At 56.5% G+C, this 12,818-nt stretch carries 14 protein-coding genes; 8 read left to right on the top strand and 6 right to left on the bottom strand.

Going from position 1 to position 12,818, the window contains the following annotated elements; genetic code table 11:
* Nucleotides 1-124: 124 nt before the first annotated feature.
* Both E5201_RS09005 and E5201_RS09000 read right to left on the bottom strand, forming a co-directional pair.
* Entirely contained in the window at nt 125-2,356 is a 2,232-nt protein-coding gene (locus E5201_RS09005; protein WP_140985699.1) for a DUF6311 domain-containing protein, read from the bottom strand.
* 237 nt (nt 2,357-2,593) lie between these two features.
* Nucleotides 2,594-3,004 (bottom strand): acyl dehydratase, encoded by a 411-nt coding sequence (locus E5201_RS09000; RefSeq protein ID WP_140985698.1) that lies wholly within the window; start codon nt 3,002-3,004, stop codon nt 2,594-2,596.
* Nucleotides 3,005-3,157: 153 nt separating this feature from the next.
* Between E5201_RS09000 and E5201_RS08995 the strand changes: the two genes are divergently transcribed.
* From E5201_RS08995 to ispG, 4 genes are all read left to right on the top strand, one after another.
* Nucleotides 3,158-3,442 carry a hypothetical protein gene (locus E5201_RS08995; RefSeq protein WP_219993580.1) on the top strand — a complete coding sequence of 95 codons (285 nt, stop codon included), beginning with the start codon at nt 3,158-3,160 and terminating at the stop codon, nt 3,440-3,442.
* Between the two features lie 168 nt (nt 3,443-3,610).
* Complete coding sequence (locus tag E5201_RS08990; RefSeq protein WP_140985697.1) at nt 3,611-3,934, top strand: hypothetical protein; 324 nt, start codon at nt 3,611-3,613, stop codon at nt 3,932-3,934.
* Between the two features lie 132 nt (nt 3,935-4,066).
* Nucleotides 4,067-5,218, top strand: coding sequence for a helix-turn-helix domain-containing protein (locus tag E5201_RS08985; protein ID WP_181404578.1), 1,152 nt, complete (start codon nt 4,067-4,069; stop codon nt 5,216-5,218).
* 135 nt (nt 5,219-5,353) lie between these two features.
* Nucleotides 5,354-6,472, top strand: a complete 1,119-nt coding sequence (gene ispG / locus E5201_RS08980; RefSeq protein WP_140985695.1) for a flavodoxin-dependent (E)-4-hydroxy-3-methylbut-2-enyl-diphosphate synthase — start codon at nt 5,354-5,356, stop codon at nt 6,470-6,472.
* Nucleotides 6,473-6,538: 66 nt separating this feature from the next.
* Here the strand turns inward: ispG and E5201_RS08975 are convergent, their stop codons facing one another.
* The 4 genes from E5201_RS08975 to E5201_RS08960 all read right to left on the bottom strand — a co-directional run bounded on the left by E5201_RS08975 (nt 6,539) and on the right by E5201_RS08960 (nt 9,459).
* A complete protein-coding gene (locus E5201_RS08975) occupies nt 6,539-7,507 on the bottom strand; it encodes a magnesium and cobalt transport protein CorA (protein ID WP_140985694.1) in 969 nt (322 codons plus the stop codon).
* A gap of 3 nt (nt 7,508-7,510) precedes the next feature.
* Nucleotides 7,511-8,005, bottom strand: coding sequence for a GNAT family N-acetyltransferase (locus tag E5201_RS08970; RefSeq protein WP_140985693.1), 495 nt, complete (start codon nt 8,003-8,005; stop codon nt 7,511-7,513).
* A 51-nt stretch (nt 8,006-8,056) separates the two neighbouring features.
* Nucleotides 8,057-8,560 (bottom strand): GNAT family N-acetyltransferase, encoded by a 504-nt coding sequence (locus E5201_RS08965; protein WP_246050512.1) that lies wholly within the window; start codon nt 8,558-8,560, stop codon nt 8,057-8,059.
* Between the two features lie 155 nt (nt 8,561-8,715).
* Entirely contained in the window at nt 8,716-9,459 is a 744-nt protein-coding gene (locus tag E5201_RS08960; RefSeq protein WP_140985692.1) for a HesA/MoeB/ThiF family protein, read from the bottom strand.
* 85 nt (nt 9,460-9,544) lie between these two features.
* Here E5201_RS08960 and E5201_RS08955 point away from each other — a divergent pair, with 85 nt between their 5' ends.
* The 4 genes from E5201_RS08955 (at nt 9,545) to hslU (ending at nt 12,801) form a co-directional block, all read left to right on the top strand.
* A complete protein-coding gene (locus E5201_RS08955; protein ID WP_140985691.1) occupies nt 9,545-10,303 on the top strand; it encodes a YoaK family protein in 759 nt (252 codons plus the stop codon).
* A gap of 151 nt (nt 10,304-10,454) precedes the next feature.
* Nucleotides 10,455-11,009 carry an ATP-dependent protease subunit HslV gene (gene hslV, locus E5201_RS08950; protein WP_140985690.1) on the top strand — a complete coding sequence of 185 codons (555 nt, stop codon included), beginning with the start codon at nt 10,455-10,457 and terminating at the stop codon, nt 11,007-11,009.
* Nucleotides 11,006-11,503: a GNAT family N-acetyltransferase gene (locus E5201_RS08945; protein ID WP_140985689.1), complete on the top strand. Its 498-nt coding sequence runs from the start codon at nt 11,006-11,008 to the stop codon at nt 11,501-11,503. The genes hslV and E5201_RS08945 overlap by 4 nt, the downstream gene beginning before the upstream one ends.
* On the top strand, nt 11,503-12,801 hold the full coding sequence (gene hslU / locus E5201_RS08940) for an ATP-dependent protease ATPase subunit HslU (RefSeq protein ID WP_140985688.1): 1,299 nt from the start codon (nt 11,503-11,505) through the stop codon (nt 12,799-12,801). The genes E5201_RS08945 and hslU overlap by 1 nt, the downstream gene beginning before the upstream one ends.
* Nucleotides 12,802-12,818 lie beyond the last annotated feature (17 nt).

The raw sequence follows: 12,818 nt of genomic DNA, 5'->3' as shown, positions 1-12,818 counted from the left end.
GAACTGACTTGCAAGCCATAAGCCCGCCCCCGTTCTAATTAGTCAGGGGGATAAGTCAGCCCCCGGATTTCTCCGGGGGCGGCTCTATAGACCATTATGACATAAAAAGAAAGCGCAGGCGTTTTTAAGGCCCTTCGACGGCGATCTTGAGCTGGTCGCCATTTTGCGGGATGGCGCTGATGAGGGGCGGCGGATTGGCCCGTTCGGCGGCTTTGGCGGCGGCCTTGGCGGCTTCGCGTTCGCGCACGGCGGCGTCTTCGATGGTCATGCGGAACAGCTTCATGCCCAGTGGCCGGTCATCATCCATTGAGGCCCCAAGGGATTTCAGCGAGACGGGCTCATGCACTATAAAGGCTACCGTCATGGTGTGGCGATGGAAAACCGAGGCCGGAATGGCAATGTCCTGATAGGTCATGATCTTTTGCAGGTTCATCGTGTCGACTTTTTTGCCGTTGATCAGCACATCGACCTTACGCGGTTTGTAGAAGCTCTTGGCCCAGATGCGTAAAGACGGCTTTTCAGGCCGCACGTCATTTGTGAACTGCACATCCTGAATAGGAATAACCATTTGCGAGCGTTCGCCCAGCGTCCATGAACCGTCGGCTTCGGGGGCCGACCAGTTCTTGTCGAGCAGGCAGGAGCCCTGATTCAGGAAGCCGAAACCCATACGGGCGCGGATCGGTTTCCATTCGGGGTGCGGCAGGTCGAGGTGGCGTTTTGAGGCCGGTGGTATGATCCAGACACCGTCCACCTCACGCATCAGGGGTTGCAGGTTTTCAGGCGCAAGGCATTGATTCAAAAAGACATACAGGCGCTCATCATCGATTTCACCTTCAAGATAGGTTTCACGGCCCTTGGCTTCGATGCGTGCCTGATCAATGTTGCCCCGCGCCGCATACATGGTGTTTACGGGCTTTTGCTGTGACACAGAGCGCCAGGTGACTTCGTAGAACAGCTTGTCGTTCAGATGCACCTGTGGCGGATAGAAGTTGACGCCTTTGGCGCCGGTAATCAGGTCATCCCAGACCGGTGAGGGGGTCTGGTCATAGATAACGGTTGATCTGGCCAGTTCGGTTTGCACGCGCATGGCGGGGATAAAGCCCTGAAGATCGATCAACTGAATGATGATGATGGCAGGGAGCGCGATCTTCATCATGCGGGGACGACTTTTGTAGACGACCACAAGCGCAATAAGGATCAGTGTATAGGCAATCGGCCAGAAGAAACGGCCTGAGGCGCGCAGAACCGCCAGAATATCCAGCACTTTTTCCGGCAAAGGAATGCGCAGAAGCGTGATGTCATAGAACTGAATGTGGTGAGATACCGCGACGATCAGCAGAACGACATAGGGGATAATCAGCGGTTTGGCGCTTTCGATAAACGGGCGTGCCTGACGGGCCGAGAAGGTGATCTGATAGAGGAGTAAGGCTCCAAGCAGCAGGCCGAGAATGCCCAGTCCCATATACTGGAAGCCTTCGAACGCCTGTCCCATATCCTGCGGATGGGCTTTGATAAAGAAAGAGAAATCGGGATGTACCGGATTGATCGGTGAATCGAGTCCCATCGAATAATAGCCGTATCCGGCAGAGCCTGCGCTATTGCCCGAATAGGCGCCTGACAGGCCAAGGGTGATGATAGGGGCGAGGATAATCAGGGCGCAGTCACGCACGATCAGCAACATGGCCTTACGGTCCAGCGCTTTGGCGGCGGGGATAAATTTACGCAGAACATCGCCGCCCCAGATCGCGGCCATGATGAACATCAGGTACGGATGGATGAAGCCGACCGTGCCCAAAGCCGCGGCGTACCAGTAGTTTTTGTGCTTCTCGTCCCTGACATTGAAGAAAATCCACAGGGTCCACAGGATGAAGAAGTGGGCCACCAATGTGTCGTGACGCATGCGGTGGTACATGGCGGGGAGAAGGCAGAGGATAATGGCACCGGCAAGGGCTGCCCAGCCGTTAGGCGCATGGGGCCTGACCAGTTTCCACGCAAAGAAAAACTGCAGGACGACACACAGGCCGAACCACGGGCCGATGAACTGGAAATTGTCCGGAAGGATGTCTTTGAAGACTTTGAAGAAGAAGGAAAAAAGCGGATTGGAGTCCGTATAGATAATCGAGATGCCGGTCGGGTGCGCCAGCAAGTCCTGATAGTTGAAGGGCCATGCCCAGGGCACGTTACGGAAGGCATGCCAGCCCAGAACGTGCTGCCCCCAGTCTTCATCCAGCAGCCAGCCGATGCGGGTTGGATCGAGGATTTCGATGTGGAAAAACAGCGAAAACAGGGCCGCAGGGGTCGCCACAATAAGGGCGCGCAAAATCCATTTACAGGCTTCGGTCAGATCCAGCTTCATAGGTGAGGTTCAGTCGATTTAGGGGCAAAATACAGAGTTCAGTAGCCCACCTTGGGTGGGCGGGCGTTAAAATACACTGAAATAAGGCAAAATACGGACAAAAAGCGGCGTAAAATGCCCTGTTTTGCAGGGGGTTTTAGGACGGTTTCCACCCGCGTCACAGATAAGATGCCCCCTCCGCCTCGACTTCGCTCGGCACCTCCCCCGCTTTGCAGGGGAGGATGGAGAATGAGGGGGTCAATCCTTTGGCATCGGATTGCGCTGGAAGACTGAACGAGTCAGGCAGGAGAAAACCAGCCGTCCGGCTTCGTCCAGAAGATCGTGCTGAGCGATGACCACGCCCTTGGTGTCACCGACCGCATCCTTACCCATAATGGTCAGGCGACCGCGGAGCAATTCACCGGCAGGCGGGTTGCGCGACCAGCGCAAGGCATCAACCGCCAGACGCTTGGTTTGTGGCCATGTGGCGGCGGCTTCCTGCTCAAGACGTGACCATAGAGTGAAAATCAGGGCATCCGGCAAACCTTCGCAGCGGTCCCATGACGGCGCGTAGGTCAGGCAGAATTTCTCAAGGTCTTCCTGTGACACGACGCCAGCGCCTATTGAGGCCACCTGACCAATCCAGAGGTCGTCGAACGCTGCGGGCATACGGATTTATTCCTGCTTTTAATAACTCGGTTCCGATGCTTTTAACGCCTGTTCGGAAAAGTGTGAAATGGTTTTCCGAGGTAAAGTTCAAGCAGTTGTCGTATTGACGGAATGTTTGCGGCACTATGATCGCAATACAGGCAGGGGGCGCTCATGAAGCCAAGAATTACAATATGTGTGCGTGAGGACGGCAGTTTTGAGATATTGCTGAACGAAGCCGGACGAGATCAAATGGTTCTGGAATTACAACGCCTTGATCGAGAATGGGATCATTTCCATCTGGATCATTTTGATGATCCCGATATAGCTGATTGTACAGATATCCCTTTATCCGTAAGGCCTTATAATGAGGGAGACAAGGTGTTTGAGAACGGCAAGGTCTTATTCAGGCCGGATGACTGGGATATCGCCTACTATCCTCATGTTATGAAAGCGTGACAGGCTTGATGAATGACCACAGAGGATTGTTAGAAGCTTTGACTGCTGGCAGACCCGCAAACCATATTTTCAAAAGTGAGTTTCATGTCGTCCCCATAAATGGGGAAACAGGTTCCCATGGAAATGGAAAGATGAAATAATTACAGCGTGATCAAAATTCATTCTAAAATGGAAATCGAAGCCGCCCAGTTTGGTGGCTGGCAACTCACTTTGTGGGCAGGGGAAGCGTGCGACTATTCGATACCGTTTAGGGCTATTTTGACCGAAATCGTCAATGTGTTGAGAAAAGGCGATATGGCAGAGCTGAAATTGCCGCCATTCGAAGACGGCGAGGACTTCATTGAAGGTATTATTCGTGTCAGGGAAATCGAATTAAATATCTACTATGAGTATAGTCTGGGGTATTTGGCTCTCATGAACGAAAGTCGCGAAGTGTTGGAGCATGTCTTCAGCGAACTTGAGCCGACTGTGGAGCTTATTAGCCCGTTATAAATTCACTCAGCCGAGGGCTCATTGCCTGAGCGTTGGTTGTCGGCCCTTTGCATAGTGGGGTTTGATAGAATACGAATTGATTCGCTCAGGCCTATGTGGTTTGGTCTGGCGCAGCGGCGAAATGCGGACAGCATGAATACGGACGACAGTATCACAGTTATAGAGGATGAACCCTATACGGGCCTGTTCCACGGAACCGGTGCGCGACAGCTTGCGCCCGAAGCCGTTGAGGCCGATCCGCGGGCCTTGGGCGAAATTCTCAGGTCAACGCGTCTGGCCATCGGCTATGATCTTGATCAGGTGGCTGATATTACCCGTGTCCGGCGCACCTATCTTGAGGCCATTGAGCATGGCCAGTATGACCGTTTGCCGTCGCGTTCATTTGCGATTGGGTATGTGCGGGCCTATGCGCGGGCCTTGCGGCTTGATGAAGAAACACTGGCGGACGTTTTCAAGCGCCAGACCGCTGATGCCCAGCAGACCAGCCTCAGGGCGCCTATCGGGGCGGCGATCGAAGACCTTAAGCCGAAATATCACTATATTATTGCCGTTGTGGCTGTGCTAGTCGGGGCCATTGTCGCCTGGAACCTGTTTCAGCGTCAGCCGCAGCATGTTGATGACGATGGCAATCCGGTCGCCAGTGCGCCTGAGGTCTGGGCCGCAGGCGTGCCGATGGTTGCCGATGGTGTGATCAGGGTCGGTGCGCCTCTGCCTGCGCCCAAGGATCAGGACATGCCTGTGCCCTATTATACGGCCGGACTTGAGGAAGGTTTTGCCGCCATTGCCGCCGAACGTCAGGCGGCGCTTGGGGAAGCGCCGGTGGTCGCACCGCAGCGGCGTAAGGCGTTCAACCCGCGCGGGGCGGTCTATGGGGCGCAACCGAGCGAGTCTTCGGTCATCATTCAGGCCCAGAAAAGCGTTAATCTGGTGGTACGGGGGCAGGACGGACTGGTCTATTTTGCCCGTCAGATGGGGGCGGGTGAGGCCTATCGCGTGCCGCAACTCACCTCGGTGCCGATGCTGATCGACGTGTCCGATCACCGCGCGCTGGATGTGTTTTTTGATGGCGAATATGCCGGTGAGCTTGAGGGCAATACGACCCCGATCAGCAAGATCAATGCCCGTGCGGCTGCGACGGCGCGGCTTATGGATACCCATCCTGAGGGGGAGGCACCAGTTCAGGTGGCGGCCCCGTCGCGGCCAAGCGTGTCAACCGATGGGCTGCCTTCGGGGCCGATACCTTATCAGCCGTCTGTGGCGGCCCCTCTGGAAGTGAACGAATAAAGTCCGATTATCGTATGGCGAAACGCAACGTAACGTCCTAAATAGCAGGCGTTGGTTTGCTATATGCCTAAGCCGGATACCCCACCACCCCGCCAAAAGCAGGGAGGCGAATTTAGAAAGACTTCGAGTAGCATCATGTCACACGCTGATCACACCCACGTCCGGCCCTGGCGCATGATTGACCGCCGCAAGAGCCGGAAGATTCGTGTCGGCAAGGTCGAGGTCGGGGGCGATGCGCCGATTACGGTGCAGTCGATGACCAACACCAAGACCCATGATGTGGACGCAACCGTGCGTCAGATACATGCGCTTGAGGAGGCCGGTGCTGATATTGTGCGGGTGTCGTGTCCGGATGTCGAATCGACTCAGGCGTTGAAGTCTATCGTCAAGCAGGTGTCGGTGCCGATCGTTGCCGACATCCATTTCCATTATAAGCGCGGCATTGAGGCGGCTGAGGCCGGTGCGGCGTGTCTGAGGATCAATCCGGGCAATATCGGGTCTGCGGATCGGGTGCGCGATGTCGTACAGGCGGCCAAGGACTATGGCTGTTCGATGCGCATCGGGGTCAATGCCGGATCGCTTGAGAAAGAGTTGCTGGAAAAGTATGGCGAGCCGTGTCCGGACGCTATGGTCGATAGCGCCCTGTTCCACGCCAATATATTGCGTGACCACGATTTCCACGAGTTCAAGATTTCGGTCAAGGCGTCGGATGTCTTTCTGACGGTTGCGGCTTATCAGGCGCTGGCCGAAGCCATTGACTGTCCGCTGCATATCGGGGTGACCGAAGCGGGACCTTTGAGGACGGGCACGATTAAATCGGCCATCGGGCTGGGGAACCTGTTGTGGGCCGGTATCGGTGACACGATCCGTGTGTCCCTGGCGGCTGATCCGGTCGAGGAGATCAAGGTCGGGTTTGATATCCTTAAGTCGCTGGGGTTGCGCCATCGTGGCGTCAATATCATCGCCTGTCCGTCCTGTGCGCGTCAGGGCTTCAATGTCATTGAAACCGTAGCGAAGCTTGAGGAACGTCTGGCGCATATTGCCACGCCCATGAGCCTGTCGATTATCGGCTGTGTCGTTAACGGGCCGGGTGAGGCGCTCTATACGGATGTCGGCTTTACCGGCGGTGGGGCCGGGGCGGGTATGGTTTATCTGGCGGGAAAGCCCGATCACAAGCTTAAGAATGACGATATGATCGAGCATATTGTCGGGCTTGTGGAAGATCATGCGGCGAAGGTGAACGCGGGCGTTTAAGGGGAATGCCCCCTCCGTCGCAGACTGCGCTGCGACACCTCCCCCGTAAACAGGGGAGGATGTTTTTTAAAGCCACTTCATGCGGCGGAAACGCGCATAGAGCAGGGCGCAGATGACCACAATGACGCCCAGCACCACGAAATAGCCATAGCGGGTAGTGAGTTCGGGCATGAATTCGAAGTTCATGCCGTAGATACCGGCTATGGCGGTCGGCACGGCGAGAATCGCTGCCCAGGCCGCCAGTTGGCGGGTAATGGCACCGGTGCGCTGCTGCTCAAGCAAATTGCTGAATTCAAAGACGCTGCTTAACACCTGCCGCAGGTCATCGACCATGGTCAGGACGCGCCGCACATGGTCAAGCACATCGTTGAAATAGGGGCGGGCCTCGGGGTCGATGCACGGCAGGTCAGTGCGGGTCAGCTTACCGGCCACCTCGCTCATAGGCACAAGGATGCGCTGAAAGCGGATCAGTTCGCGCCGGAGGAAGAAGATGCGGGTGATTTCAGCCCGTCCAAGGAAGCTGTCGACCGTGTGCTGCTCCATGCCCAGCACTTCATCTTCGATGGCTTCGATGACCGGCAGGTAGCCGTCAACGATGAAATCGAGAATGGCGTGCAGAACATAATCAACGCCATGCGATAAAAGGGTCGGGACGTTTTCGAGTTCGGTGCGCAATGTGCTGTGGGAGCGGGCCGAGCCGCTGCGGACGCTGATGATGTGGCTTTTGCCGACAAACAGCGCCGTTTCGCCGTATTTAATGGCCCCGTCATCAAGGTGCGCCGTACGCGCGACAACAAACAACTGATCGCCGTAGATGTCGACCTTGGGGAGCTGGTTGGCCTTGAAGGCATCTTCGACCGCCAGAGGGTGAAGGCCATAGGTATCCTTGAGGATGCGCATTTCCTCTAAGGTCGGATCAGCCAGTCCGATCCAGACAAATTCGGACTTATCGGCGGCGCAATCAACCTTTTCGCCAACCTCAATGGGTCGAATTTTCTGACCGTTACGGTAAAGATAGGCGGCGATTACGGTCATGCGTCAGGTCAGGGCTTTGTGCATCACGTGGTTGGTCAGGTCGTAGCCCGCGATGCTGACGGGGTCTTCGCGGACAAATTCAAAGCCGGAGTGACGGGCAAAGCCTGCGCCCTGATCATGGTCAACCGGAACAATCAGGGACAGGCTGCGGGCCTCAGGGAAATGATCAAGCGGGGCCTGCATCAGGGCCTTGCCTAGGCCTGTACCGCGAAAATCTTCACGGACATAGATCTTGTGAATGTCGATGCGGTCGCCGGTCAGGGCCGCCGACAAAAAGCCCGCAGGCGTGCTGCCAGCGCTGGCCAGCCAGTAGATATGGCCGCGTTCGTCCATGTCGTCTTCGAGGGTATCCAGGTCGAACAGGGCGCTGATGATGGCGTCCATCTGAACCGGTGACACGACGTTGCGATACAGTCGCGGCCAGATGATCATGGCCAGTTCGCGGACTATGGCCAGTTCGTCCTTATCGATGATGCGCAGGCGGGGCGTTGAGCTCATGAATCGAATATAGCCATAAAATGCGGTGGCTATAAACGTCTAATTTTTAGGTCAATTTTCAACGGGAATGGGGCGCGACATAATGTGGTCAGTGAAGGGGTAAGGGCCCATCTGAACGGCAAGCGTGTCGATAATCTCAAAGCCCTGAGACCGGTAGAAGGCAATGGCCGGTGCATTGCCGTCATTGACATAGAGGTTCAGGCGGGTGGTGTCGGGAAAGGCGTCTGATATCAGGGTTATCAGGCGTTTGCCAAGGCCCTGTCCACGCGTTTTCGCCCGAAGATAGAGCTTCTTGATCCATACGCTATCACCTTCCTGAAACGCTGAGGCGAAACCCAGATCACGATCTCTGGTCTCTGCGATCCAGTAGCGGTGTCCTTCGACGGCTATTTCATGGTGCAGGGCGGGCAGGGCGTAGAGGCTTTTGACCATCGCGGGGATCTGCGCGTCATCCAGAATACCCTTGTAACATTCCGGCCAGATATCATGCGCCAGATTTTGCACGCGGGGCAGGTCAGTGATCTCAAGGGGGCGGAGGCTTATGGGATCAGCCAAGGATGGCTCCGTATATAAAAGACGCTTAAGGCCGGAGGGGGGGAGGCCTTAAGCGTCGCAAAGCCGGAACCCTGAGGGGGGGGAAGATAGTTCCGGCCTATGGTTGTTAGATAGGTGGGGCGAACGGAATTTCCAGTATCTGAGGCCAAAAAGATTTAAGCGCCACAGACCGGACAATCAGGTTCGGCGGGTAAGGATACGGTACGTGACTGCATGGTCAGGCCATCGAAGATCAGCAGTTTACCCGTAAGCGGCTCACCGGCGCCGGTGATTAGCTTGATGACCTCAAGTGCGCCCATCGTGCCGATAATGCCAGCTATCGCCCCGACCACGCCCATGCGCTCACAGGTTTCGGCATCAGGTGGAATGTCGGGCACCAGACACTGATAGCAGGGTTTGCCGGTGAAGACGCTGACCTGACCATTGAAGCGGCCAAGGGCCGCGGAAACCAGTGCCTTATTCAGCCTTATGCAGGTCTTGTTGACCAGATGGCGGGTGTGGAAGGTGTCGCTGCCGTCGAGCACAATGTCATAGGGGGCGATAAGGTCGGCGGCATTGGATTCGGTCAGGCGCAGGTTGTGCGTAATGACAGCCGTGTGCGGATTGAGCGCCTTAAGGTGGGTGGCGGCGGCTTCGACCTTTGGGGTATCGATGTCGTCTGTTCTGAAGATCACCTGACGTTGCAGGTTGGAAAGGGATACTGTGTCATCATCAATCAGGCCGAGCGTCCCGACACCGGCAGCAGCGAGATAAAGTGACGCAGGGGCGCCTATGCCGCCTGCGCCGATCAGCAACACCTTCGCGGCCTTGAGGCGCATCTGGCCCGCGCCGCCGATTTCTTTCAGCACGATATGACGGGCGTAACGGTCGAGTTCATCATCTGAGAGCATGGATGCCATATAGGCCTGTCAGCGGCGGAATGCCAGCAGGGAAGCTTGCAGAAGCGGGCCTCCGGGGCCTATGGTCACGTGGTCGGGGAGTGTGATGGCCAGACGTTTAAACCGGAATTACAGCAGACACCTAAGCGGCAGGCGGCGCACGGAGGCCGGTGACCGGCGGTTGGGGTTTGTTCTCGCCTTTGTTGCCGGGGCAATCAATGCCGGAGGTTTTCTGGCGGTCGGGGCCTATACGTCGCATATGAGCGGGTTTGTTTCCGGGCTGGCTGATCATGTGGTGCTAGGCCAGTTTGGCTTTGCGGTGGCGGTATTCATCTATGTTTTCAGCTTTTTCTGCGGCGCGGTAACTTCAAGTCTGCTGATCAACTGGGCGCGGTTTAAGCGGCTGCATTCGGAATTTGCGCTGGCCATACTGCTTGAAGCGTTTTTGCTGCTGCTGTTTGGGCTTCTGGCGGCCAATCTGGTGTTTGACATCTATCTGGCGACGGAAACCACGATTGCTTTGCTGTGTTATATCATGGGCTTGCAGAACAGCCTGATCACCAAGGCATCGCATGCGGTTATCCGTACCACGCACATGACCGGCGTTATTACCGATCTGGGGATCGAGGTCGGACGGTTTTTGTTTAGCCGGACAGTGGGCACGCAGACTCTGTGGGACAGCCGCAAGGCGAGCGTCTTAGCGGGCCTGTTGCTGGCGTTTTTGCTGGGGGGATTTATAGGAGCCTATAGCTTCAGCCGCTTTGGCTTTGTCAGTGTTCTGCCGTTCTCGGCGCTGCTGGCGGCGGTGGGGATCGGGCCGGTTCTGGATGATCTGACGCGACGGCTGCGAGGGAAGGGCAGGTAGGGCTCAGAAAAAAAAGAAAGATACCTCACCACCCCGACCGCAAGCGGTCGCGGTCCCCCTCCCCGCCAAAGGCAGGGAGGAGTGAAGAAGGCGGCATGAAATAGAGACCGGCCTATTGAAACGGCGGCGGAAAACCGCCAATTAGACGTTTATGACTCAAGATAGCAATTTTCCTAACTGGCACGGCACGACTATTGTTGCGGTGCGTAAAGGCGGCAAGACCGTCATCGCCGGAGACGGTCAGGTGTCGATGGGGCCGACCATAGTCAAGGGTGGGGCACGCAAGGTGCGCACGCTGGCCGGTGGCAAGGTGATCGTCGGCTTTGCCGGTGCCACGGCAGATGCCTTTACCTTGCTTGAGCGGCTTGAGGCCAAGCTTGAGCTTTATCCCGATCAGCTGGCGCGGGCCTGTGTCGATCTGGCGAAAGACTGGCGCACGGATCGGTATCTGCGCCGCCTGGAGGCCATGCTGCTGGTGGGTGACAGGAACACTATCCTGACCATTACCGGTGTTGGTGATGTGCTGGAGCCGGAAGACGGGGTGGCGGCAATCGGATCGGGGGGCACCTATGCCCTGTCGGCGGCGCGTGCCCTTTTGGAATATGAGCCGGATGCCGAGGTCATTGCCCGCAAGGCCATGAAGATTGCCGGTGAAATCTGCGTCTATACCAATGGTAATGTTACGCTGGAGTCGCTTGAGGCTTGATAAGCTTTCGCCCCCTGAAAGAAGCTGATTCCGGCCTGTTGTTTATCTGGATGTCGTCGCCGCACGTCAGGCTGTGGTGGCATCAGGATGGATCAACGCCCGACGAAGAGGTTGAGGAAGCTTTGGGGCTTATCGGGTCTTCGGAGGGCGCAGCCTTCATTGTGGAGTTTAACCGTAAGCCTGTGGGCTATATTCAGCACTACGATCCGGCGCTAAGTGATGACGGGTTTTACTTCGCCGGTCAGCCGAAAGGGGCGCAGGGCGTCGATATGTTTATCGGTGATGTGAGCCTGACCGGACAGGGGCTGGGGCCACAAATCCTGCGTCAGTTCGGTGATATGTTGCTTAAGGGCGGCGCGCCGAAATTACTGGTTGATCCCGATTCCGACAATGAAATAGCCATCCGATGCTATCAGAAGGCCGGATTTGATATTTATGAACAACACGATAGCCCCCAATGGGGCCGTGTCACGCTTATGCACAGAGTGAAATAATGACCAGCTTTTCCCCACGTGAAATTGTTTCCGAACTCGATCGTCATATCATCGGGCATAATGACGCCAAGAAGGCAGTCGCGGTCGCCTTGCGTAATCGCTGGCGGCGCAAGCAGACGGCGGATGATATTCGCGATGAAATCACGCCGAAAAATATTTTGCTGATAGGGCCTACGGGGGTCGGCAAGACCGAGATTGCACGGCGTCTGGCCAAGCTGGCGCAGGCCCCGTTCATCAAGATTGAAGCGACCAAGTTCACCGAGGTCGGCTATGTCGGCCGCGATGTCGATCAGATTGTTCGTGATCTGGTGGAGGCGGCCATATTGATGGTCAAGGAAAAGAACCGTCAGGGCGTGCGCGCCAAGGCGGAAGCGGCGGCGGAGGAGCGGTTGCTTGACGCGCTGGTCGGGGCAACGGCAACGCCTGCGACGCGCGACAGCTTCCGCAAGCGCCTTCGGGCCGGTGAACTCGATGACAAGGAAGTCGAGATTTCGGTGACCGATAGCGGCAACAGTGTTGGCATGTTTGAAATCCCCGGTCAGCCCGGCAATGCCATAAACCTGTCGGAGATGTTGTCCAAGGCTATGGGCGGCAAGCAGAAAAATGTGCGCCTGACGGTTAAGGCGGCGCAGCCGATCCTGCTGTCCGAGGAAAGCGAAAAGCTTCTGGATCAGGAGGCGGTATCTCGTGAGGCGCTGACTCTGGCGGAACAGGAAGGGATTGTCTTCCTTGATGAAATCGACAAGGTGGCATCGCGTTCCGATCGTAGTGGCGCCGATGTCTCCCGCGAAGGCGTGCAGCGCGATCTGTTGCCGCTGATTGAAGGCACCACGGTTTCGACGAAATACGGCCCGGTGAAGACCGACCATATTTTGTTCATCGCCTCAGGGGCGTTCCATGTCGCCAAGCCCTCGGATTTGCTGCCGGAATTGCAGGGGCGTTTGCCGATCCGTGTCGAGCTTAAGGCCCTGACCGAGGCCGATTTCAAGCGCATTCTGACCGAGCCGGAAGCCAATCTTCTGAAGCAGAATCAGGCGCTTCTGGCGACCGAAGGTCTGACGCTTGCGTTTGATGATGGGGCGGTGGCCGAAATGGCCGCAGCGGCCGCGCAGGTCAATGCCAAGGTCGAGAATATCGGTGCGCGCAGGCTTCAGACCATTATCGAAAAGGTGATGGAGGATTTGAGCTTTACGGCGGCTGACCAGTCAGGCCAGACCATTACGATTGACGCGGCCTATGTGCGTGAGCGCTTAGGCGAGATTGCCGGTGATGCTGACTTGAGCCGGTATATTCTTTGATTAAAAAGCCCCTCTGA

This window comes from Asticcacaulis tiandongensis (genome assembly GCF_006475605.1).
GTDB lineage: Bacteria > Pseudomonadota > Alphaproteobacteria > Caulobacterales > Caulobacteraceae > Asticcacaulis > Asticcacaulis tiandongensis.
Note: the sequence above shows the minus strand (reverse complement) of the source record. Positions and strands in the feature narration are given on the sequence as shown.

Bases quoted from the DNA above. Each gene is read 5' to 3' on its own strand.
- E5201_RS08975 (WP_140985694.1), bottom strand. From the start codon at position 7,507: ATGACCGTAATCGCCGCCTATCTTTACCGTAACGGTCAGAAAATTCGA.
- ispG (WP_140985695.1), top strand. From the start codon at position 5,354: ATGTCACACGCTGATCACACCCACGTCCGGCCCTGGCGCATGATTGAC.
- E5201_RS08955 (WP_140985691.1), top strand. From the start codon at position 9,545: ATGGCCAGACGTTTAAACCGGAATTACAGCAGACACCTAAGCGGCAGG.
- hslV (WP_140985690.1), top strand. From the start codon at position 10,455: ATGACTCAAGATAGCAATTTTCCTAACTGGCACGGCACGACTATTGTT.
- E5201_RS08995 (WP_219993580.1), top strand. From the start codon at position 3,158: ATGAAGCCAAGAATTACAATATGTGTGCGTGAGGACGGCAGTTTTGAG.
- E5201_RS08970 (WP_140985693.1), bottom strand. From the start codon at position 8,005: ATGAGCTCAACGCCCCGCCTGCGCATCATCGATAAGGACGAACTGGCC.
- E5201_RS09000 (WP_140985698.1), bottom strand. From the start codon at position 3,004: ATGCCCGCAGCGTTCGACGACCTCTGGATTGGTCAGGTGGCCTCAATA.
- E5201_RS08985 (WP_181404578.1), top strand. From the start codon at position 4,067: ATGAATACGGACGACAGTATCACAGTTATAGAGGATGAACCCTATACG.
- E5201_RS08990 (WP_140985697.1), top strand. From the start codon at position 3,611: ATGGAAATCGAAGCCGCCCAGTTTGGTGGCTGGCAACTCACTTTGTGG.
- hslU (WP_140985688.1), top strand. From the start codon at position 11,503: ATGACCAGCTTTTCCCCACGTGAAATTGTTTCCGAACTCGATCGTCAT.
- E5201_RS09005 (WP_140985699.1), bottom strand. From the start codon at position 2,356: ATGAAGCTGGATCTGACCGAAGCCTGTAAATGGATTTTGCGCGCCCTT.
- E5201_RS08960 (WP_140985692.1), bottom strand. From the start codon at position 9,459: ATGGCATCCATGCTCTCAGATGATGAACTCGACCGTTACGCCCGTCAT.